Consider the following 21,909-nt stretch of genomic DNA (forward strand, 5'->3'; position numbering starts at 1 on the left):
CAAGGTCGGCACCCACTTCAGGCAGTCGAGGCCTTTTCCCTGCGCAGCAGTTCGCGCTTGCGTGCCACGCCCCAGGCGTAGCCGGACAGGTCGCCGTCGCGGCGCACCACGCGGTGGCAGGGCACCGCCACCGCCAATGGATTGCTCGCGCATGCGCGGGCCACGGCGCGGCTCGAGCGGGGCGCGCCGATGCGCGCGGCGATATCGGCATACGATGCTGTCTGTCCTCGCGGAATCTGCTGCAGTGCCTGCCATACCCGTTGCTGGAAGGCGGTGCCTCGGATATCCAGCGGCAGTGTGGCGCCTCGCGAGGGATCCTCGACCAGGCCTACCACCTGTGCCACCAGTTGCTCATAGCCCTGGTCGGCGCCGACCAGTTCGGCCTGGCGGAAGCGTTGCTGCAGCGACTGCAGCAGCGTCTCCGGATCGTCGCCGAGCAGGATCGCGACCACGCCGGTGGCACTGCTGGCCACCAGCACGCTGCCCAGCGAACTCTCGGCAAGCGCGAAGTGGATAACTTCGCCACGACCACCTGCGCGCCATTGCTTGGGAGTCATGCCCAGCAACTTCGGTGCGTTCTCGTAGAAGCGTCCGCTGGAGCCGAAGCCGGCATCGTGGAAGGCGTCGGTGATGCGTTCCTGCTGTTCCAGCCCGGTGCGCAGGCGGTCGGCGCGCAGCGCGGCAGCGTACTGCTTGGGGGTCAACCCTGTGGCCTGCTTGAACAGGCGGTGCAGCCGGGTCGGGCTGCAGCCGGCGATGTCGGCCAGTTCCTGCAGTGAGGGTTCGTCGAGGCTGGTCTGCAGGTGGCGGCAGACCCGTTCGACGCGGGCATCGAGGGCGGTGGTGGCGGTACTGTCCATGGCCGGATTCTGGCACGTGCCGGTTCCGCGGAAACTCCGTTTCCTGCACTCATCTGTGAGGCCTGGAAACGGAGTGTTGGCGGACCGGAGGCGCGGCATCGTGATGGCCACTTCACAACCGGTACCACGACCATGCGCCTGAACGACAAGATCGCCCTCATCACCGGTGCCAGCGCCGGCATTGGCCGCGCCAGCGCGCTGCGCTTTGCTGCCGAAGGGGCAAAGCTGGTGCTCAACGCGCGGCGACCGGAGCCATTGCACACGCTGGCCCAGCAGATCCGCGCCGCCGGTGGCCAGGTGGTGGTGCATGCCGCCGACGTGGCGGATCCGGCCACGGCGCCGGCGCTGGTGGAACTGGCCCGGCAGTCATTTGGTGGCTTGGACATCGCGCTCAACAATGCCGGCATGCTCGGCCCGGGCGTACCTGCGGCGGAGTTCCCGGTGGACGCCTGGCGCGAAGTGATGGCGACCAATCTGGATGCCGCTTTCCACGCGGCACGCGCGCAGTTGCCGGCATTGCTGGCGCGCGGCGGCGGCTCGCTGGTGTTTGTCGGCACGTTTGTCGGCCATACCGTGGGCTTCCCGGGCATGGCGGCCTATGCGTCGAGCAAGGCGGGGCTGATCGGCCTGAGCCAGGTGATCGCGGCCGAGTACGGCGCGCGCGGCGTACGCAGCAATGTGCTGTTGCCCGGTGGCACCGATACCGAAATGGGCCGGCAGGCCGCACCGACCGGCGATGCCCGCGACTTCGTGCGCTCGCTGCATGCACTCAAGCGCATGGCCGAGCCGGAGGAGATCGCCAACGCGGCGCTGTTCCTGGCCAGCGATGAAAGCAGTTTCGTTACCGGAACCGCGATGCGTGTTGAAGGCGGCGTGTCGATCACACGTACCTGAGCGGGGTCAGGAGCGTGGCGCGTAGCGGATACCGCTGCTGGCCATGAAGCCCTTCGGATCGAAACGGGCCCATGCCTCGCCCCAGTCGAAGCGGGCGTGGCCGCCGGCCAGTTTGCGCCCTAGCGCCGCACCCAGCGTGCGGCGCATGAAGGCGACTTCGGCATCGATTGCCGCCTGGGTCGGCCAGCCGTCTTCCAACGTCGCACCGGGTAGATCGACGCCCATCGTCACCATGTCGAGCTGTTGCCCGAAGAAGCACAGGCTGATGCCAGCGGGCGCGCCGCCCAGGCTGAGCTGGTGCAGGCTGAGCCAGACGTAGCCGGTGCCGACATCGCGTTCGCCATGCATCAGCGTGACGAAGGCGACACGTGCCTCATCCCGTGACAGGGTGGGGCCGATCAGAGTCGGCAGATTGCCGAGCTGGATGCTGCCGTCGGTCGCATCAATGATCATCGGCACGGCGTGTGCTGCGCGCTGGGCAGAAGAGGGCATGGCGTACCGGTGGGCGTTGGCCCTCGGATTCTGGCTGCGCGGGGGCAGTGGCGGCAAGCCAGTGCCTGCACATGACGTTGGCGCAGGACTGACCTGTGGATTACCCGCCAGCCTCTAGCGTGGTGCACAGCGTTGGCCTGTCGCCGACGAGGGAGTTTTCGATGAACGAGCGAGACAAGGATCAGGACCCGAAGCAGGGCGTCCAGGAAAGCCGCCAGGACAGGAAGCAGGACGATGTGGCCAAGCAGCGGCCCGGGCAGCGCGACCAGCAGGTGCGCGATGCGCACTCACGCGGCCCGCAGCGCAAGGACGGCGACCAGGAGCCGGCCTGAGTTGCGGGCGCTAAAAAAAAAACCCGCAGATCATGGCGATCTGCGGGTTCTTCTGAAAAGTGGTGGAGCCAAGGAGGATCGAACTCCTGACCTCGTCATTGCGAACGACGCGCTCTCCCAGCTGAGCTATGGCCCCACGGCAGGACTCAAGTGTAGCCAAGTGGCCGCGCCTTGCCAAGCCGATCCGGGACGCCGGACGACGCGGCGTGAGCGCGCGCAATGGTGCCGAAACCGTTCGGTTCGCCGCGGCGGGGTCCGCGCAACGAAATCGTAACAATTTGGGGGATAATGGCCGCTTGCGCAGTTCTCCTCCCTTTTGCCGCCCGGCTCGCGCAGGCCGCACGGACGCCTCCTCAGAGCATTCCATGCCCTCCCATTCCGATTCCCGCCGCCTGTCGGGTCTGTCGTCTTCCTTTGTTTCCTTCCGCCGTCACCCGCTGGCCCTGGCCTGTGCTGGCCTGGCCCTGGCGGGCAGCTTCGGTGCCGCCGCGCAGGACAGCGCGCCGACCCCAACCGGCCTGGACACGATCACCGTGACCGCCGAACACCGTGAGCAGAACCTGCAGGAAGTGCCGGTCTCGGTGGGTGTGGTGCAGGGGGAGCGCATGCGCGACTTCACCGCCGGCGGCGACGACACCCTGCTGGCACTCTCCGGCCGCGTGCCGAGCCTGTATGCGGAAACCACCACCGGCCGCATCTTCCCGCGCTTCTACATCCGCGGCCTGGGCAACATCGACTTCTACCTGGGAGCCTCGCAGCCGGTGTCGATCATCCAGGACGACGTGGTGCTGGAGCACGTGGTGCTGAAGTCCAACCCGGTCTATGACGTGGACCAGGTGGAAGTGCTGCGCGGCCCGCAGGGCTCGCTGTTCGGCCGCAACACCACCGCCGGCATCGTCAAGTTCGACACCCTGAAGCCGACCCAGGACTACACCGGCCGCGTCAGCGCCAGCTACGCCACCTACAACAGCGTGTCGATCGACGGCGGCTTCGGCGGCCCGATCAACGACATCGCCTCGTTCCGCGTGTCGGCGCTGTACCAGCACCGCGATGACTACGTCGACAACACCTACAAGGGCCCGAGCGCCGATGGCACGGTCAGCCCGAAGAAGAACGCCATGGGCGGCTTCGACGACCGCAACGTGCGCGCCCAGCTGCTGCTGACCCCGAGCGACCAGTTCTCGATCCTGGCCTCGGCCCACGCCCGCGACTATGAAGGCACCTCGACCCTGTTCCTGCGCGGTGCGCTGACCAAGGGCTCGAACGAGACCGACGTGCCGCGCGACAAGGTCGCCTACGACGAGGCCGACAACAACCCGCAGGCCTACAAGACCTACGGCGGCTCGGTGAAGGCACGCTACGACTTCGGTGCGATCGACTTCACCTCGATCACCGCCTACGAGACCACTTCCGGTTACAGCCGTGGTGACACCGACGGTGGCGCCGCGGCGAACTTCCCGGTCAACGGCGTGCCGAACGGCTACGGCCAGTCGATGGGCCGCATCCGCGACCTGGACCAGTGGACCCAGGAATTCCGCCTGGCCAGCCATGACGACCGCGCGCTGCAGTGGCAGGCCGGTGCGTTCTACTTCAACGGCAGCGACACCACCGACTTCTACCAGCGCGCGTGGTTCCTGCAGGGCCCGGCACGTAACCCGAACAACTGGGTGCGCCTGCGCAACAAGAACACCTCGTGGGCCGGTTTCGGCCAGCTGAGCTATGCCTTCACCGACAAGTTCACCGTTACCGCCGGCCTGCGCCAGACCCGGGACGAGAAGCACACCCGCCTGCTGAAGACGGCTGACACTGCCGCTGGCGTGGTCACCTACAAGGGCCGCACCGACGTCAAGATGTCCGACACCACCCCGAGCTGGGATCTGAGCGCGATGTATCAGGTCACGCCGGACGTGAGCGTCTATGCCAAGGTCGCCCGCGGCTTCCGCGGCCCGACCATCCAGGGCCGCTCGGCCGTGTTCAATGCCGACTTCACCACCGCCGATTCCGAGACCATCCTGTCCTGGGAAGCGGGCGTGAAGAGCAGCCTGTGGGACAACCGCCTGCGCTTGAACGCCACCGCGTTCACCTACACCGTCAACGACATCCAGCTCAACGGCAACGATTCGGACGGCAACGGCGTGCTGTTCAACGCCGACAAGGCCAGGGCCTATGGTTTCGAAGCGGACATGGAGCTGCGCCCGATCCCGAACCTGACCTTGAGCGCCGGCCTGAGCCTGCTGCACAGCGAAATCAAGGACAAGCGCGTCTACGCACAGGTCTGCGGCCTCAACGGCCAGGTGGTGTGCACGGTGAACGACCCGACCATCAAGGTCGGCGCCAACACCTTCGCGCAGATCGACGGCAACCCGCTGCCGAATGCACCGAAGTACAACGTGAACCTGGCTGCCCGCTACGACTTCCCGGTCAGCGACGCTGGCACCATGTTCGTGTCCACCGACTGGAACAAGCAGGGTTACACCAGCTTCGTGCTGTACGACAGCAAGGAGTTCAACTCCAAGGGTGACTTCGAAGGTGGCCTGAAGATCGGCTACTCGGGCAATTACGGTGCCTACGAAGTGGCGTTGTTCGCGCGCAACATCACCAACGAGAAGAACCTCAAGGGTGTGATCGAGAACTACATGGCCGCGGTCTACAACGAACCGCGCACCGTCGGTGTCTCGCTGAACATGAACTGGTAAGCCTTACCCCGTCGTGTACCGGAAACGGCGCTCATCGAGCGCCGTTTTTCGTTGCTGGCCAGGCATCATCCGTGCTCAAGGCGTGGCGCTGACGCCCTTGCCCAGCGCTGCATCGGACGGCGCACTGGGGCCCAGCACCTGCAGCTGCATCGCCTCCATCCGCTCCAGTACCTTGCGCTGCTTGCCGTTGAGGCCGCGCGAGGTGATTGCGATGTGCTTGCGTGCAGCGTCCAGCGGCGCGGGTTGGTAGTGCACCGTGAAGCGGCGCAGGGCGCATCCCATCAGCTTGTCGACCGGTGCGCAGTCGTTGGCGTTGAAATCGATATCGCCGTCGGCGGCAACAATGAAGGGGCTGAGCAGGATCTGCCCTTCGCGGGCAGTGAAGGCCAGTGGCGCGTGGGCCTTGGCGATGACCGCCTGGATGCGTACGGCAGGGATGTCTTCAGGGACGATCCTGTCATCCCAGTAGCCTTCGGTCGGGCGCGAGGTTTCGTAGTTCTGGGTGCCCCATGCCACGCAGTTGCCGGAGGCCACATGCACCGAGATGCAGACCTGCTGGGAGTGCTGATCGGTCAGGACGCCGGGTGGTACCCAGACCTTCTTCCAGGAATAGAAACGGTAATCGACGTCGGCCAGGCGGGTGGCGCCGATGTCCTTCGATACTTCGTCCGTGGTCCCCAGCGGCTTCAGCTTGGCCACGCGGGTGTTCAGGCGGTAGTTCTCCGCACCGTTCAGCAGATAGGTGCCCGGCGGAATCAGATGCACCTCGAACACGTCCATCAACACCGTCCGCTGCGGGCCGGTTTCCAGTTCGTTGGTGTTGAACAGCTGCACATAGCCCTGGGAGGGAATATCCTTGTGCTGGAAGGACACCCGCGTCGAGAACCCGGGTAGGTCGGTCGAGCGGTTGCCCAGATGAAAGCCGGGGACCGGAGAGCCGACACCTGGCCCGCCGTTGTGCACGACATACGGGGCCGGCACCAGCACGGCAACCAGACCGTCGCGGGTGGCACCGTCAATGATGTCCACCAGCTTGGCTGTGTTCTCCTTTTCCTGTGCATAGGAAAGCGGTGCGGCCTGCCCAGAGCATGCCAGGCCCAACGTGGTTAGCAGCGGTGCGCAGGCGGTCGCGATCTTGAGGGTCTGCATCGACGTCTCCTTGTCAGTACCGCCCAACCCTAGCACGGCCCCTGCAGGCTTGAGGTGCACGGCGCCGGCGTGGTCCGGCGCCTTGTCATCAACGTGCGGGCAGCAACGCCTGCAGCCGCGACTCCAGTTCCTGCTGGCGCCAGCCGGCCAGAGCGGCCGGCCATTGGCGGCGCTCCAGGTAGCTTTCCAGATGCTTGCGCGAGGCCAGCACGCCATCCGGCAGGCCCAGCTCGCGGCTGCGCTCGGCAACGGCGTCCTGCAGCCTCTTCAGTGCCTGCTTGTTGGTGTCGTTGGCGGGCAACGCCAGCGGTGCCTCGGCCTCATCGGCCAGCGGCGTGTCCAGCGCCTGCCACACCGCGCCGGCGAGCTTGCGCGGTGCCTTCGGGAACTGTTCAAACAGCGTGGCCAGCGCGGCGGCATCGGCCGGTGGCGTGCGTGCCAGCGTGGCGGCCAGTTCGTTGTCCAGGATCCAGCTGCGCGGGCGGTCGCTGCTGCGTGCCTGCACATCACGCCAGCGCAGCAGGCGCAGCAGGCGGCGCTGCGCGGGAGCATCGAGAAACTGCGCTGAGCGCATCGCCAGATGTGGCCAGCGGTCCTCGTCATTGGCGACGCTGGCCAGCAGGCGCTCGCCGTCGTCGTGCAGCCACTGTTGGCGGCCCAGCGCCTGCAACTTGGCATCAATGGCGTCATGCAGCGCGAACAGGTGCTCGACGTCGTCGGCGGCGTATTGCAGTTGCGACTCCGAGAGTGGACGGCGCATCCAGTCCGAGCGGGTTTCGCCCTTGGCCAGCGCCACGCCGGTGATTTCCGCGACCAGCTTCTGGTAGCCCATGCCGCCACCAATGCCGGCCAGCGAGGCGCCGATCTGTGTGTCGAACAGCGGTCGCGGCAACACGCCGCAGGTCCACTTGAAGGCAACCAGGTCTTCGCTGGCGCTGTGCATCACCTTGGTGATCGATTCATCGGCCAGCCACGGCGCCAGTGCCTCGGTCATGCCGGGAATCAGCGGATCGATCAGCAGGATGTCCTGCCCGACCGCCATCTGCACCAGAGCCAACTGCGGCCAGAAGGTGCGTTCACGGATGAATTCGGTGTCCAGGCCGATGCGGGCCGGACGCTGCTGGAAGTACGCATCCAGCTCGGCGGGGGTGGTGATCCAGGTTGCCACGGGTCAGGGCCTACTACTCGGGTTTGCTCAGGCAGGGGAGAATAGCCTAACGTCGGTGCGCGTCCCTGCCGAAGGAGATCCTGCTTGCGTTTTCCGCTGTCGTCCGCGCTGTGCACCGCCTTGGCCATGGCCCTGGCAGGCTGCACGCCGTCGCCCCCCACGGCAGTGGACCGGAGTGCCGGGGAGGAGGCGCGCCCGTCCGCGAACGCAGACAGCGACGAGCGCCCGCAGGCCGGGCAGGGCAGCGTGACCATCGCCGGTGAGGATGCCGCCGAGGATGTACAGCAGTGGACGCCGCCGCGGGTGGACCGCCAGGGCCGCAGCCTGGCCCAGTTGCGCCGCGCGGCCGGGCAGGCCTTCACTGAGGGCCGGCTGTATGAGGATGCCGATGCCGCCATTCCGCTGTGGCTGGCAGTACAGGAAGAGGACCCGGATGACCGCCAGGCCCGCCAGGGCCTGCAGCGTGCCCGCCAGCGCCTGCAGCAGCAGGCGGATGCGTTGCTGGTGCGGCCGCTGAAGCAGCGCGAGGCGCTGGCCGAGGCCAGCCGCCAGGCGCTGGTGCTGCTGACCCTGGCGCCCAAGGACGAGAAGGTACGCGCACTGCAGGGTCGGGTGGAGCTTGCCCAGCGGGTGGTCGCTTACAACCGCGCCGGTGAAGAGGACCTGCGCTCGGGCCGGATCGGCGAAGACGGGGACGGGGCTATTGGCAACTTCCGCGAGGCACTGGCACTGGATGGGAATAACAGCCGCGCGCGGCAGGGACTGGCCGCAGCCGAAAGCGGGCTGATCCGCCGCGCAGAAGATGCTGCACGCGCGCGCGATTTCGCCAGCGCGGGCACTTGGTTGGCCGAAGCCAGCAAGGTGCGCGACTCATCGCCGACCATTGCCGACGCGTTCGAGCGCATCGAGCAGATCCGTGCGGCGGTGTTGCTGCAGCTGCGCGATGACGGCCTGCGCGATCTGTCCACGCCGCAGGGCCTGAAGCCGGCACGCGAGAAGCTGGCCGAGGCCCTGCGCATCGCCCTGCCGGGAGACCCGGTGGTGGCCCAGCTGCGTGAGCGCATTGACCTGGCCACGCACTACGGCAGCTTCCGCCCGGGGCAGGTATTCAGCGATGCCATGCGCGATGGCGGGCGCGGGCCGCAGATGGTGGTGGTCCCGCACGGCGGCTTCCAGATGGGGGCCGGTGATGCCGAGCCGGGCGCCAGCGATGCCGAGCGGCCATCGCATTATGTACGCTTTGATCGAGGCTTCGCGATGGCGATCACCGAGGTGACGGTCAGCGATTTCCAGCGCTACGTGAAGGCGACCAATGCGCGCCCGCGTGCGACCCGTCGCGGCCATTCGGTGGTCTATGACGAACGCAGCGGCAACTTCATCCGCCGCAGCGGCGTGGACTGGCGTTCGGACTACGACGGTGGCCTCGCGATGGCCAATTCGCCGGTGATGCATGTCAGTATCCGCGATGCCGAAAACTATGCGGCGTGGTTGTCCGAGCAGACCGGGCGCAGCTACCGGTTGCCCAGCGAGGCCGAGTTCGAATACGCGCTGCGCGCCGGCAGCAGTGGCCGCTATCCGTGGGGCGCCGCCGGCACGCCGCCGCCCGGTGCTGGCAACTTCACTGGCAGCAAGGATGTCTCGCCATCGGGACGGCACTGGCACAACGCCTTCATCGGCTATGGCGATGGCTGGTGGGGGCCCGCGCCGGTGGCCAGTTTCCAGGCCAATGCCTTCGGCCTGCACGACATGGCGGGCAATCTCAGCGAGTGGGTGGCCGATTGCTGGCATGCCAGCTACCGGCGCGCGCCCTCCGATGGCGCGGCCTGGTTCAACCCGGGCTGTCGCGCGCGGGTGATCCGCGGGGGCAACTGGGCCAACGCGCCGGAGCAGACCCGTGCGGCGTGGCGGCAGTCGCAGGATTCGGACACCACCAGCGCGCGCATCGGTTTCCGCCTGGTGCGGGGCATCTGAGCGGCACCGGGCTTCACCCGCTGCTGGCGCCCGCGCACTAAGATTGCGCCGTGCCCGCCGGCCGGCGGGGCCTGCTGGACGACCCCTGATGCGCAATGATCCCTTTTCCCGCTCGCCCCAAGGCCCGCAGCGTCGCGGCCTGTTTGGCAACATCCGCTGGTGGGTGCTGTTGCTGGCCGCCGGCTATGCGCTCTTCTACTGGTTTTCCAATCGCACGGTGGACCCCTACACCGGCGAGAAGGTGATGATTGACAGCAGCCTGGACGCCCGCCAGGAGACCGCCTTGGGCTTGCAGGCCTACCAGCAGATCCTCTCGGAGGAGCCGCCGATGGACTCCAACGCGCCGATCGCGCGCGATGTGCGCGACATCGCCCAGCGCCTGATTGCCAAGGTTGATGTGGTGGAGACTGCACTGGCGCAGGAGCACGGCGTTCAGCCGGCGCATTTCGCGCGTGATTTCCAGTGGGAAGTCAACGTGATCCCATCTGAACAGGCCAACGCATTCTGCCTGCCTGGGGGCAAGATGGCGGTCTATACCGGCCTGGTGCCGGTGGCGCGCACGCGCGACGCGATGGCGGTGGTGATGGGCCACGAGATTGCCCATGCGCTGCTGCGCCACGGTGCGCAGCGGATGGCGCAGCAGAAGCTGACCCAGATCGGGCAGATGGCCGGCGCCGCCAGCGGCATGGATGCGCAGCAGCAACAGATGATGATGTCGGCGATGGGCTATGGGTATCTGTTGCCGTATGCGCGCAGCCACGAGACCCAGGCCGACGAAGTGGGACTGATGCTGGCCGCAGCGGCGTGCTTCGACCCGCGCGAGGCGGTGCCGCTGTGGCAGCGCATGGGCCAGGCCAGTGGTGGCCAGTCACCGCCGGAGTTCGCGTCGACTCACCCGAACCCGGGTACCCGTATCCAGAACCTGCAGGCGTTGATGCCGAAGGCACTCGAGTACCGGCAGAAGTTCTGCGAGCAGGCAAAGTAGGGGGTTGTTCGGCAGGGCTTGCAGCCCTGCCCCTGCCGAAGCAACAGCAACAGCAACAGCAACAGCAACAGCAACAGCGTGCATTCCGTGGGATGGCGGGGTGGGTCCGGTTGCGGGGGCCGCTGCAAGTACGGCCATGTAAGCTCGGTCGCCGCATCCATGCGGCTCACGCCCCCGCAACCGGACCCACCCCGCCTTCGACAGATGTCCGCGATCTGCCGGAATGGCGCTTGGGGTCAGATCCGTTTTCCGCAGGAAAACGGATCTGACCCCGAATTGATTCGATATCTGAAAGAGATTCATCCACGCATGGCGTGGATCTACCGACCGTCATCGGGACACTGTCGAGGGTGGGGCGGTGTGGCTGTGCAGGACCGTTGGCGCCATGGATGGCGCCATCGAGCCCCCAGGGATGGGTTTACGGCGTGTCCTGCACAGCCACACCACCCCGCCAAGCTATCAACAATCCAGAGCCGCTTTCGCTGTTGCTTCGGCTGTTGCATTTGCCTCTGCAGGTGCAGGGCGCAGCCCTGCCGAACCCCTTTACTTGACCTGCACGTCGATCACGCCGTCGCCCACGCGCGCCTGCAATGCGTCGCCGGGCTGTACCTGATCGACCTGGCGCACCAGCGTGCCATCGTCACTGCGGGTCAGGATGCTGTAGCCGCGCGCTACAGTCGCCAGCGGGCTGACCGCTTCCAGCGAACGCGCCAGCCCGCGCAGGCGCAGCGCATCGCGTTCCAGCAGACGCTGCATCGCTGCCTGCGGTCGTCCGCGCAGGGCGGCCAGGCGGCGTTGCATCGTGTCGAGCTGGCGCTGTGGGTGGTGCCCGCGCAGGACCGCCGCTGCATGGCGAAGGCGCGCAGCACGGCGCTCCTGCTGCTGGTTGAACGCGGTATGCAGGCGCCGGCCCAGATCGAGCTGGCGGCGGCGCAACAGGTCCAGTCGCGCCTGCGGGCTCTGCGCGTTCAGGCGCAGCAGGGCACGGTCAGCACGTTGCATCGCCTGCTGCATCGTGTGCCGCTGCAGCTGCGCCATGCGTGCCGCGGTGCGGCGCAGGCGCAGGGCCAGTTCGCGCTGGTCCGGTACCAGCAGCTCAGCCGCCACCGATGGCGTCGGTGCACGCAGGTCGGCGGCGAAGTCGCTCAGGCTGAAGTCGGTTTCATGGCCCACCGCAGACACTACCGGGGTGCGGCTGGCGGCGATCGCACGGGCCAATGCTTCATCGTTGAAGGCCCACAGGTCTTCCAGCGAACCGCCACCGCGGGTCAGCAGGATCACGTCGTAGCGGCCGCTGGCATCGGCGGCCTGCAGCAGCCGGGTGATCTGCGCGGCGGCACTGCTGCCTTGAACCAGGGTCGGCAGCAGGTCCACTTCCAGCAGCGGGAAGCGGCGGCCGAGCACGCTCAGCACGTCGCGCAGGGCGGCGCCGGTGGGCGAGGTGATCACCGCCAGGCGCTGCACGTGCGCCGGCAACGGCCGCTTGCGTGCCGGGTCGAACAGGCCCTCTGCCTCCAGGCGTGCCTTCAGCTCCTCGAAGGCGCGGCGCAGTGCGCCTTCGCCGGCTTCCTCCATGTGGTCCAGCACCATCTGGTACTCGCCACGGGCGTCGTACAGGGTCACCTTGCCGCGCACCAGCACGCGCATGCCTTCGCGCGGCACAAACTTCAGGTACTGCGCCTTCATCCGGAACATCGCCGCGCGCAGCTGCGCACGTGCGTCCTTCAGGGTGAAATACAGATGCCCGGAGGCGGGACGCGCCACGCTGCCCAGTTCGGCCTCGACCCAGATCGCCGGGAAGCTGCCTTCCAGCAGGTCGCGGGCCAGGGTGTTGAGCTGGCTGGGGGTGAGGATGTCGTTGTTGCGTGGCTGCATGGGAACGGCGTGCTGCGGGCGGAACGGGGGCTCAGGATCGCACGTCAGCGCACCGTGTGCTGGCCCAGCGCCCACTGCACGTGTTCACGCACCAGCGGCGAGGGATCATCGACGCGGGTATGCAACGCGGCCAACGCTTCGGCCGAGGACGGTGCATTGCCCAGTGCCACGGCGATGTTGCGCAGCCAGCGTTCATGGCCGCTGCGCCGGATCGGGCTGCCTTCGGTACGGCGCAGGAATTCAGCTTCGTCCCAGGCAAACAGCTGGTCCAGACGGGCAGTGTCGAGGTTGTTGCGCGCGCGGAAATCGGCTTCGTCGGTACGCTTGGCGAACTTGTTCCAGGGGCAGACCAGCTGGCAGTCGTCACAGCCGTAGATGCGGTTGCCGATCAACGGCCGCATGTCTTCGGGGATGGCACCGTCGTGCTCGATGGTCAGGTAGGAAATACAGCGCCGCGCGTCCAGCCGCTGCGGGCCGGTGATGGCCTGGGTAGGGCAGACATCGATGCAGCGCGTGCAGGTGCCGCAGTGTGCCGTAGCCGGCGCATCGATCGGCAGCGGGATATCGATGTAGATCTCGCCGATGAAGAACCAGGAACCGCCGTTGCGGTCGATCAGGCAGGTGTGCTTGCCGATCCAGCCCAGCCCCGCGTTGCGCGCCAGTGCGCGCTCCAGCACCGGCGCCGAATCAACGAATACCCGGTAGCCCAGCGGCGCCACTTCATCGTTGATCTGCGTGGCCAGCTTCTGCAGCCGGTTGCGCATCAGCTTGTGGTAGTCGCGGCCCAGCGCATAGCGCGCTACGTAGGCGCGGCCCGGGTCGGCCAGGGTTGCCCAGGCTTCGGTGTCGTCCTTGTGGCTGTAGTCCATGCCTACCGAGATCACCCGCACCGTGCCGGGCAGCAGCTCGGCCGGGCGCGCGCGCAGGGTGCCGTGGCGCGCCATCCAGTCCATCGTGCCGTACAGGCCCTGGCCCAGCCAGTCGGCCAGGTGCGCCTCGTCCTCGCCCAGCTCGATGCCGGCGATGCCGCAGCGCTGGAAGCCATGCGCACGCGCCAGTTCGCGGATGCGCTGTACGGCCTGGACCGGATCGACAGGGGCGGGGCGGGAGACATATGCACCAGTATAAAATCCCCGCATGGCCAACCTTGCCGCTCTGTTCGATTCCGCTGCCGCGCGTGCGCTTGATGTGCAGGCCTCGGCACTGGCTGCCGAGGGCGGCTGGGGCCTGATGGCGCAGGCCGGCCAGGCCGCCTGGCAGTGCCTGCTGCAGCACTGGCCGCAGGCGCAGCGGATCGGCGTGGTGGTCGGAGCAGGCAACAACGGCGGCGACGGCCTGGTGCTGGCCCGCCACGCACGGAAGGCCGGGCGCGCGGTGGCGGTGATCGCCTTGCCGGGTAAGCCACCGGCGACGTCGCTGGCACAGCGTGCAGCATCGGAATTCACGTCCGACGGCGGCACCCTCACCGATTTCGACGGCGTGCTGCCCGAGGTCGATATCTGGGTCGATGCCCTGTTCGGTCTGGGCTTCGATCGCGTGCCGGAAGGCGCGGCGCAGGCGCTGATCGCCGCCCTCAACGCTCAGGCAGCGCCGGTTCTGGGGCTGGACGTCCCCAGTGGCGTCGACGCTGATCGCGGTGCCGTACCGGGCGTGGCCGTGAAGGCCGCTTTGACCCTGCAGTTCATCGTGCCGCATCGCGGGCTGTATACCGGCGATGCGCTGGATCATTGCGGGCGGAAGGCGTTGGCGCCGCTGCAGCTGCCCGCGGCCGCATGGCAGGGCGTGTCACCCGCCGTGGAGCACTGGACCCAGGCGCGCTTGCCGGCACTGCTGCCGCCGCGCCGCGCCAACAGCCACAAGGGCGAATCCGGGCACGTGCTGTGCGTCGGCGGCAACCATGGCAGCGGCGGTGCCATCGCCATGGCGGCCGAGGCCGCGCTGCGTGCCGGCGCCGGATTGCTGAGCCTGGGCACCCGCCGCGATCACGTCGGCCCGTTGCTGGCGCGCCTGCCGGAGGCGATGACCCATGCGCTGGAAGACGGCGATGTGCTGCCGGCGCTGCTGGACAAGGCCAGGGTGGTGGCGATCGGGCCGGGCCTGGGCCAGGACGAATGGGCGCGCGCGCTGTTTGCGCGTGCGCTGGCCAGCGCCAGACCGCTGGTGGTCGATGCCGATGCACTGAACCTGCTGGCGCAGGATCCGCGCGCGCTACCGGACGCCATCCTTACGCCACATCCGGGCGAGGCCGCGCGTCTGCTCGGCTGCAGTACCGCTGACATCCAGGCCGATCGCTACCGCTGTGCGCAGGCGTTGGCCGAACGCTTCCACGCCGTGGTGGTGTTGAAGGGCGCAGGCAGCATCGTGACGGCGCCCGGGCAGGCGCCACGGCTGATCGCTGCAGGCAATCCCGGCATGGCCGTGGGAGGCATGGGCGATCTGCTCACCGGCATCATCGCCAGCCTGCGCGCGCAGGGCCTGGCCGCCTTCGACGCCGCCGCGGCCGGTGCGCTGCTGCATGGGCTCGCGGGCGACGCCGCGGCCGCCGATGGCGCGCGCGGCCTGCTTCCTACTGATCTGCTGTCGCCGTTGCGGCGACTGGCCAACCCGGAACTTTCCCGATGATCGATTTCTTCCTTGCCGACAGCGATGCCACTGAACTGCTCGGGCAATGGCTGGCGGCCCCCCGGCCGCCGCAGGCGCTGGTCGAACTGCGCGGCGACCTGGGGGCCGGCAAATCCACCACGGCCCGCGCACTGCTGCGCGCGCTGGGTGTCCAGGGCGCCATCCGCAGCCCGACCTACACCCTGGTCGAGCGCTATCCGCTGGCCGGCGGTGGCGAGGCCTGGCATCTGGATCTGTACCGGATCGGGCAGGCCGGCGAACTCGATTTCCTCGGGCTGGACGAGGGCAGCGCGGTACTGTGGCTGGTTGAATGGCCGGAACGCGGTGCCGGTGCGCTGCCGCCAACCGACCTGGTGGTGGCGCTGGAGATCGAGGGACAAGGGCGTCGCGTTCGTCTCACTGGCGCCAGCGACGCAGGGCATGAATGGCTGAAACGGCTTCCCCAAGGAGGCGACTTGCAGGCCATATCTGTCGGCTGACGAGAACAAACACCGGCAGGTTACGGATTATTAAGGAAAAAGGTGTTGCATTCCGTTCAGCGCGGTGATTGAATCCTGAGCCATGCGCCCGGGGAACCGTCTCATCGCCATCTGTGCCGCCGTCGGACTGGGTCTGGCGAGCGTCAGCGCGTGGGCCGGTGAAATTCGCCAGGTCCTGCTGAATACCGGTGCCACCGGCACCCGTGCCGAGATCTCGCTGGTGGGCAGTGGCGGTTACAAGACGCTGTCGCTGGCCGGACCGAACCGCCTGGTGGTCGATTTCCCGGACTCCAGCGCCGTACGCAACCTGAAAATGCCGGCGGCGCAGGGCGTGGTCACCGCAGTGCGCACCGGACAGCCGGTGCCGGGTACCTTCCGTGTCGTTTTCGACCTTGCTGAATCGGTGGCGCCGTTCCGCCCACAGATGCAGCGCGAGGGCAATGAATCCAAGCTGGTGATCGAATGGCCGGGCGATGGCCCGGCCGTGGCCGCCAGCCGTCCGGCAGCGACGCCGGCGGTGCCGCCGCAGGCGCCGGCCAACACGCCCGCACCGACGCCGACGCCGGCGGAGAGCGCGCAGGCGCGTACCGATGCCGCGCGTGCCACGGCGCTGCTGACTGCCCAGGTGCGGCAGCAGGCCAGTGCCACCGCCGCCGCGCCGGCCACGCCTACCCCGGCGCCATCCACCGCGCCGGCCCAGGTCGCGGCGGCGGGTACCGTGGCCAGCAGTTCGCCTTCTTCCTCGCCGGCCGCGATCCTCGCTGGGCAGCGCACCGCAGCGGTGGTGACCACGCCGCCGGCCACGGTGCCTGCGCCGGCACCGACGCCGGTGGAACCGCCGCGCCCGGCCATGCCCAGTGATGCCTCCCGCATCCGCATGCAGGCCGGCATGCGCCATCTGGTGGTGGCCATCGATCCCGGTCACGGAGGCCAGGATCCGGGCGCGATCGGCCCGACCGGCAAGCGTGAGAAGGATGTCACTCTGGCGGTGGCGCGGGAACTGGCCCGTCAGGTCAATGCGACGCCGGGCCTGAAGGCCTACCTTACGCGCGACAGTGACGTATTCATTCCGCTGCCGATGCGCGCGCAGAAGGCGCGTGCGAACAAGGCCGACATCTTCATTTCGATCCATGCCGACGCGGCCGAGAACCGTTCGGCCACCGGTTCGTCGGTGTACGTACTGTCGACCAAGGGTGCCTCTTCGCAGCGCGCCCGTTGGCTGGCAGACAAGGAAAACGCGGCCGATCTGGTCGGTGGCGTTCGCCTGCAGCAGACCGAGGGCACGCTTGCCAATGTGCTGCTGGACCTGGCGCAGAGCGGCTACATGAAGGCGTCCGAAGACGCCGCCGGCCACGTGCTGGGCGGCCTTAAGCGGATCGGCAACAACCACAAGCCGAACATCGAGCGCGCCAACTTCGCGGTGCTGCGTACGTCGGACATGCCGGCGATGCTGGTGGAAACCGCGTTCATCTCCAACCCGGATGAAGAGCGTCGCCTGACCGACCCGGCCTACCAGCGCAAGATCGCCGGTGCCGTGCTCGATGGCGTGCACACCTTCTTCAGCCGCCAGCCACCGCCGGGCACGCTGTACGCGGCCCGTGCCCAGGCCGAGATCGACGCCGCAGCCACCATGGCCGGCGGCAGCAAGTAATCCGCTTCCTGTAGAGCGCGGTAGAGTCGACTGTTAGTCGACTACGTGCGCAGCGCGGGGCTTTTCCGCGCCCGGGCGGAGAGCAGTCGACTGACAGTCGACTCTACCCACGGGCGCTCCGCTATCATCGACCCATGAAGTCTGCTGCCCATCATCTCCCATGAGCGCGCCCGGTCCGCGCCCGATCCGGCCCTTGCCGGAGATCCTGATCAACCAGATCGCCGCTGGCGAAGTGGTCGAGCGCCCCGCTTCGGTGGTCAAGGAGCTGGTCGAGAACGCGATCGACGCCGGTGCCAGCCGCGTAGATATCGATCTTGAAGAGGGCGGTGTACGCCTGATCCGCATCCGCGACAACGGCAGTGGCATCGCGCCGGAGCAGCTGCCGCTGGCGGTATCGCGCCACGCGACCAGCAAGATCGCCGATCTGGACGATCTTGAATCGGTGGCCACGCTCGGTTTCCGTGGCGAAGCGCTGCCGTCGATCGCCTCGGTCAGTCGCTTCACCCTGGCCTCGCGTCGCGCACATGACGAGCATGGTTCCGCGCTGCAGATCGAAGGCGGAAAGATCGGTGAGGTGACGCCGCGCGCGCATGCGCCGGGTACCACGGTGGAAGTGCGCGAGCTGTTCTACAACGTACCGGCGCGGCGCAAGTTCCTGCGCGCCGAGCGCACCGAGCTGGGCCATATCGAAGAATGGCTGCGCTCGCTGGCCCTGGCGCGGCCGGACGTCGAACTGCGCGTGTCCCACAACGGCAAGGCCTCGCGCCGTTACAAGCCGGGCGATCTGTATTCCGATACGCGATTGGCAGAAACGCTGGGCGAGGATTTCGCCAACCAGGCCGTGCGCGTGGATCACAGTGGCGCCGGCCTGCGCCTGCATGGCTGGATCGCGCAGCCGCATTACTCGCGTGCCAGCGCCGACCAGCAGTACCTGTACGTCAACGGCCGTTCGGTGCGCGATCGCAGCGTCGCCCACGCGGTGAAGATGGCGTACGGCGATGTGCTGTACCACGGTCGGCAGCCGGCCTATGTGCTGTTCCTCGAACTGGACCCGACCCGTGTTGATGTCAACGTGCACCCGGCCAAGCACGAGGTGCGCTTTCGTGATTCGCGGCTGGTGCATGACTTCGTCTATCGCACGCTGAAGGACGCGTTGGCTGATACCCGCGCGGGCATGTCGGCGCAGGAGATCGGTGCGGGTCCGGTGCATCCGGTGGACGCCGCTGCTGCATCGATGGCATCGAGCGCGGGCGCATCGGGTTTCGGGCTGGTGCGTGGGCCTGCGCCCGGTGCCGGCTCGGGCGCGGGTGGCGGTGGCTTTTCCGGCTGGCGCCCGCAGCAGCCCCTTGGGCTGCAGGTTGCTGATGCACCGGCGGCCTACGCCGCGCTGTATGCCACGCCGGCCGGTGCCGAGCCCGGGGCGGCGCTTCCCCCGATGCCCGTCGAGAACGGTCTGCCGGTCACCAGTGCCGATGCCGGAGTGCCGCCGCTGGGCTATGCGATCGCGCAGCTGCACGGCATCTACATCCTGGCCGAGAACGCCGAAGGCCTGATCGTGGTCGACATGCATGCCGCACACGAACGCATCGGCTACGAGCGGCTGAAGAACGCGCACGATGGCATCGGCCTGCAGTCGCAGCCGTTGCTGGTGCCGATCACGCTGGCGGTGGGCGAGCGCGAGGCCGATACCGCCGAAAGCGAAGCCGACACGCTGGCCGCACTCGGCTTCGAAGTGACCCGTGCCGGCCCCGGTTCACTGCACGTGCGCAGCATACCGGCACTGCTGGCGCATGCCGAACCGGAAGGCCTGCTGCGCGACGTGCTGACCGACCTGCGCGAGCACGGCCAGAGCCGCCGCGTGGCCAGCGCGCGCGACGAGCTGCTGTCGACCATGGCCTGCCACGGCGCGGTGCGTGCCAACCGTCGCCTGACCGTGCCGGAAATGAACGCGCTGCTGCGCGACATGGAGATCACCGAGCGGTCCGGCCAATGCAACCATGGCCGGCCGACCTGGGCCCGTTTTTCGCTGGCGGAGATCGACCGCTGGTTCCTGCGCGGACGTTGAGGGGAGCATCGATGCGTTATCGGGGAATGGGCGGCCTGCTGGTCGCCATGGTGTTGGCCGCCTGCAGCCCCGCGCCGCCGCCGGCACCGGCTTCGGCCGCGGAGGATCCGTCCTATGCCGCCGGGCAGCAGCAGTGGCGGGTGGCACGCTATCAGGACCTGACCCGCCCGGACGGTTGGACTGCGCTGGTCGGCCTGCACTGGCTGCAGAACAAATCGCACTTTGTCGGCAGTGGCGCGACCAATGGCATCCGCCTGGCGGTGGGGCCGGACAAGCTGGGCCTGCTGCGCCGCGAAGGCAGCCAATGGTGGTTCACTCCCGAAGCCGGTACGGACGTCAGCCATGGGGGCAAACCGGTCCGCGGCCGCATCCGCATCGACACCGACAAGGATCCGCAGCCGACGCTGCTGGCCTTCGATGGTGGCAAAGGCCAGCTCAGCATCATCCGTCGCGGTCCGCGCGATGCGCTGCGGGTCAAGCACGCCGATGCGCCTGCACGCCGTGGGTTCGCCGGCCTGGAGTACTGGCCGGGCGGTCCTGACTGGCAGGTGCAGGCGCGCTTCATCGCGCCCCCGCCAGGCAAGACCCTGCCGATCGTCGATATCACTGGCTTGACCACCGAGATGCCGAACGCAGGCGCGGTCGAGTTCCAGCGTGATGGCCGCAACTGGCGGCTGGAGGCGATAGGTGCACCCGGGCAGCCGCTGTTCCTGATCTTCGCCGACCGCACCAGCGGTCGCGGCAGCTATCCGGCTGGGCGTTACCTGGACACCGATGCGCCAGGCGCCGATGGTACGGTGCGCATCGATTTCAACCATGCCTACAACCCACCGTGTGCGTTCACCGCCTATGCAACCTGCCCGTTGGCGCCGCCTGAAAACCGGCTGGACCTGCGCGTGGAAGCGGGCGAGAAGGCCTACCACCTGCCTGAAGGAGAAGGCTGAGATGCCGATCAGATCACTGTTGCGTGCCGCCGTTCTGTTGGCGGCCTGTGCGCTGGCACCGCTGGTTGCAGCACGTACCCTGCAAGCCGACACCGCTGGCGCAGCGGCGGCCAGGCCGCCGGTGCCGTTGCTGTGGAAAGTGACCGGCCCAGGCGACTCACGCCTCTACCTGCTCGGTTCCTTCCACCTGCTGAAGCCGCAGGACTACCCGCTGTCGCCCGATGTCGAACAGGCGTTCGAGGCCTCACAGCGGGTAGTGTTCGAACTGTCGCCGGAAGACATGCAGTCGCCCCAGCTGGCCAGCCGCATGGTGCAGGCGGCGATCCGCACCGATGGCAGCGAGCTGAAGCGTGATCTGGATGCGGGCACCTGGCAGAAGCTGCAGGCCTTTGCTGCCCAGAACCAGTTGCCGCTGGCGCAGATGCAGGGCATGAAGCCCTGGTTCGTCGGCCTGAGCATTTCGATCGGGCAGATGCAGAAGCTCGGCCTGGACCCGGCGCTGGGCCTGGACCGCCACTTCATGGAGCGCGCGCAGAAGACCGGCCGCAAGACGGCGGGACTGGAGGACATTGATACCCAGATCGGCATGCTTGACGGAATGACGCTGCAGGAACAGCGGCAGATGCTGGCCGAAGCACTGGACCAGGCCGGCAAGGCCGATGAGCAGGCGCGGCTGCTGCATGATGCGTGGCGCCGCGGTGATGATCGCCTGCTGTGGACCAAGATGGCGGCAGAGATGCGCCAGCAGTACCCGCAGCTGTACCAGCGCATCAACACCGGGCGCAACGATGCCTGGGTGCCGAAGCTGCAGCCGTACCTGCAGACCGGGCAGGGCGGTACGCTGGTGGTGGTCGGCACGCTGCACCTGCTGGGCAGTGATGGCGTGGTCGAGAAGCTGAAGGCGAAGGGGTACAAGGTCGAGCGCGTGTGCTCGGCGTGCAAGGCGAAACGCTGACGTATCGTTGGCGCGATCCAGACAGAAACGGCGCGCCAGCGGCGCGCCGTTTTCGTGTCAGCCTGTGAAGCGGCTCAGCGGCGGGTCTTGCTGCCGGTGCCGGTGCCCGGTTCGTTCGGCTTGTTGCCGGTGCCCGTGCCGGTGCCGCCCGGGCGCGGGCCACCGAAGCCGCTGCCCATGCTGCGCTGGAACTCCTGCCACAGCTCCAGGTTGCGCTCGGTCAGCTGGTTCATCATCGCCCACGGGGTCTGGCCCAGCAGGTTGCCCATCTGCTGGCGAAACTGTTGCTGCTGGTCGAGGAAGACCTGCATGCTGCGCTCCAGGTAGTTGCCCATGAAGCCCTGCAGGGAATCGCCGTAGAAGCGGATCAGCTGGCTCAGCAGCTGCGTGGACAGCATCGGTTCGCCATCCTGTTCCTGGTCGGCGATGATCTGCAGCAGGACCGAACGGGTGAGGTCGTCGCCGCTCTTGGCGTCGCGGACTTCGAAGTCTTCACCGTCCAGGATCAGCTGGCGCACGTCCTCGATGGTGATGTAGCTGGAGATCTCGGTGTCGTAGAGACGGCGGTTCGGATACTTCTTGATGATGCGGGTCGCAGCCATGAAGCGGTACTCGTCACAGTAGACGCGCAGCATGGCGCAGTGCAGCAGCGGTTGCAACCGCCCCAGCCCCCGCCAGGCTTGGCTTTCAGAGGCGATCATGTTGCGCAACAAGGGTTTGCGTGCTGCGCAGCATGACCATCGGCAGGGGCCGCCGGTGCATGCCGCGGCG

The 21,909-nt window shown here is 67.8% G+C and carries 18 protein-coding genes and 1 tRNA gene; 11 read left to right on the forward strand and 8 right to left on the reverse strand.

Annotated elements, in window-relative coordinates; genetic code table 11:
- Nucleotides 1-17: 17 nt before the first annotated feature.
- Entirely contained in the window at nucleotides 18-860 is an 843-nt protein-coding gene (locus BN1263_RS03710) for a bifunctional transcriptional activator/DNA repair enzyme AdaA (RefSeq protein ID WP_058979634.1), read from the reverse strand.
- Nucleotides 861-992: 132 nt separating this feature from the next.
- On the opposite strand from BN1263_RS03710, the gene BN1263_RS03715 reads away from it, so the two are divergent.
- The gene (locus tag BN1263_RS03715) at nucleotides 993-1,754 is read left to right on the forward strand and encodes an SDR family oxidoreductase (protein ID WP_058979636.1); all 762 of its coding nucleotides are present in this window, start codon (nucleotides 993-995) and stop codon (nucleotides 1,752-1,754) included.
- 6 nt (nucleotides 1,755-1,760) lie between these two features.
- Here the strand turns inward: BN1263_RS03715 and BN1263_RS03720 are convergent, their stop codons facing one another.
- Nucleotides 1,761-2,246: a hypothetical protein gene (locus BN1263_RS03720; RefSeq protein WP_058979638.1), complete on the reverse strand. Its 486-nt coding sequence runs from the start codon at nucleotides 2,244-2,246 to the stop codon at nucleotides 1,761-1,763.
- Between the two features lie 161 nt (nucleotides 2,247-2,407).
- Between BN1263_RS03720 and BN1263_RS20675 the strand changes: the two genes are divergently transcribed.
- Nucleotides 2,408-2,578, forward strand: coding sequence for a hypothetical protein (locus tag BN1263_RS20675; RefSeq protein WP_005410406.1), 171 nt, complete (start codon nucleotides 2,408-2,410; stop codon nucleotides 2,576-2,578).
- A gap of 60 nt (nucleotides 2,579-2,638) precedes the next feature.
- On the opposite strand, the gene BN1263_RS03725 is transcribed toward BN1263_RS20675, so the two are convergent.
- Nucleotides 2,639-2,714, reverse strand: a tRNA-Ala gene (locus tag BN1263_RS03725).
- 229 nt (nucleotides 2,715-2,943) lie between these two features.
- Between BN1263_RS03725 and BN1263_RS03730 the strand changes: the two genes are divergently transcribed.
- Nucleotides 2,944-5,274: a TonB-dependent receptor gene (locus tag BN1263_RS03730; RefSeq protein ID WP_058979640.1), complete on the forward strand. Its 2,331-nt coding sequence runs from the start codon at nucleotides 2,944-2,946 to the stop codon at nucleotides 5,272-5,274.
- A gap of 75 nt (nucleotides 5,275-5,349) precedes the next feature.
- Here BN1263_RS03730 and BN1263_RS03735 read toward each other — a convergent pair whose 3' ends face one another.
- Both BN1263_RS03735 and rnd read right to left on the reverse strand, forming a co-directional pair.
- On the reverse strand, nucleotides 5,350-6,423 hold the full coding sequence (locus BN1263_RS03735) for a hypothetical protein (RefSeq protein WP_058979641.1): 1,074 nt from the start codon (nucleotides 6,421-6,423) through the stop codon (nucleotides 5,350-5,352).
- Nucleotides 6,424-6,511: 88 nt separating this feature from the next.
- Nucleotides 6,512-7,591 carry a ribonuclease D gene (gene rnd / locus BN1263_RS03740; RefSeq protein ID WP_019660532.1) on the reverse strand — a complete coding sequence of 360 codons (1,080 nt, stop codon included), beginning with the start codon at nucleotides 7,589-7,591 and terminating at the stop codon, nucleotides 6,512-6,514.
- Between the two features lie 84 nt (nucleotides 7,592-7,675).
- Here rnd and BN1263_RS03745 point away from each other — a divergent pair, with 84 nt between their 5' ends.
- Both BN1263_RS03745 and BN1263_RS03750 read left to right on the forward strand, forming a co-directional pair.
- Complete coding sequence (locus BN1263_RS03745; RefSeq protein WP_058979643.1) at nucleotides 7,676-9,562, forward strand: formylglycine-generating enzyme family protein; 1,887 nt, start codon at nucleotides 7,676-7,678, stop codon at nucleotides 9,560-9,562.
- An 88-nt stretch (nucleotides 9,563-9,650) separates the two neighbouring features.
- On the forward strand, nucleotides 9,651-10,547 hold the full coding sequence (locus tag BN1263_RS03750) for a M48 family metallopeptidase (protein ID WP_019660530.1): 897 nt from the start codon (nucleotides 9,651-9,653) through the stop codon (nucleotides 10,545-10,547).
- 543 nt (nucleotides 10,548-11,090) lie between these two features.
- Here the strand turns inward: BN1263_RS03750 and xseA are convergent.
- Together xseA and queG are read right to left on the reverse strand one after the other, a co-directional pair.
- The gene (gene xseA, locus BN1263_RS03755; protein ID WP_058979645.1) at nucleotides 11,091-12,422 is read right to left on the reverse strand and encodes an exodeoxyribonuclease VII large subunit; all 1,332 of its coding nucleotides are present in this window, start codon (nucleotides 12,420-12,422) and stop codon (nucleotides 11,091-11,093) included.
- Between the two features lie 44 nt (nucleotides 12,423-12,466).
- On the reverse strand, nucleotides 12,467-13,561 hold the full coding sequence (queG, locus tag BN1263_RS03760) for a tRNA epoxyqueuosine(34) reductase QueG (protein ID WP_058979648.1): 1,095 nt from the start codon (nucleotides 13,559-13,561) through the stop codon (nucleotides 12,467-12,469).
- Between queG and BN1263_RS03765 the strand changes: the two genes are divergently transcribed.
- From BN1263_RS03765 to BN1263_RS03790, 6 genes are all read left to right on the forward strand, one after another.
- Nucleotides 13,560-15,044, forward strand: a complete 1,485-nt coding sequence (locus BN1263_RS03765; protein ID WP_058979650.1) for a bifunctional ADP-dependent NAD(P)H-hydrate dehydratase/NAD(P)H-hydrate epimerase — start codon at nucleotides 13,560-13,562, stop codon at nucleotides 15,042-15,044. The genes queG and BN1263_RS03765 overlap by 2 nt on opposite strands.
- Nucleotides 15,041-15,523, forward strand: a complete 483-nt coding sequence (tsaE, locus tag BN1263_RS03770; protein ID WP_058979652.1) for a tRNA (adenosine(37)-N6)-threonylcarbamoyltransferase complex ATPase subunit type 1 TsaE — start codon at nucleotides 15,041-15,043, stop codon at nucleotides 15,521-15,523. The genes BN1263_RS03765 and tsaE overlap by 4 nt, the downstream gene beginning before the upstream one ends.
- Before the next feature lie 82 nt (nucleotides 15,524-15,605).
- A complete protein-coding gene (locus BN1263_RS03775) occupies nucleotides 15,606-17,174 on the forward strand; it encodes an N-acetylmuramoyl-L-alanine amidase (protein WP_019660525.1) in 1,569 nt (522 codons plus the stop codon).
- A gap of 160 nt (nucleotides 17,175-17,334) precedes the next feature.
- Complete coding sequence (gene mutL / locus BN1263_RS03780) at nucleotides 17,335-19,239, forward strand: DNA mismatch repair endonuclease MutL (protein ID WP_058979654.1); 1,905 nt, start codon at nucleotides 17,335-17,337, stop codon at nucleotides 19,237-19,239.
- An 11-nt stretch (nucleotides 19,240-19,250) separates the two neighbouring features.
- Nucleotides 19,251-20,183 carry a DUF1684 domain-containing protein gene (locus tag BN1263_RS03785; protein ID WP_058979656.1) on the forward strand — a complete coding sequence of 311 codons (933 nt, stop codon included), beginning with the start codon at nucleotides 19,251-19,253 and terminating at the stop codon, nucleotides 20,181-20,183.
- Between the two features lies 1 nt (nucleotide 20,184).
- A complete protein-coding gene (locus BN1263_RS03790) occupies nucleotides 20,185-21,138 on the forward strand; it encodes a TraB/GumN family protein (protein WP_058979658.1) in 954 nt (317 codons plus the stop codon).
- Between the two features lie 74 nt (nucleotides 21,139-21,212).
- Here the strand turns inward: BN1263_RS03790 and phaR are convergent, their stop codons facing one another.
- A complete protein-coding gene (gene phaR, locus BN1263_RS03795) occupies nucleotides 21,213-21,740 on the reverse strand; it encodes a polyhydroxyalkanoate synthesis repressor PhaR (RefSeq protein WP_026347074.1) in 528 nt (175 codons plus the stop codon).
- Nucleotides 21,741-21,909 lie beyond the last annotated feature (169 nt).

Origin of the sequence: Stenotrophomonas thermophila (assembly GCF_001499715.1) — a bacterium.
GTDB classification, from domain to species: Bacteria; Pseudomonadota; Gammaproteobacteria; order Xanthomonadales; family Xanthomonadaceae; genus Stenotrophomonas; species Stenotrophomonas hibiscicola.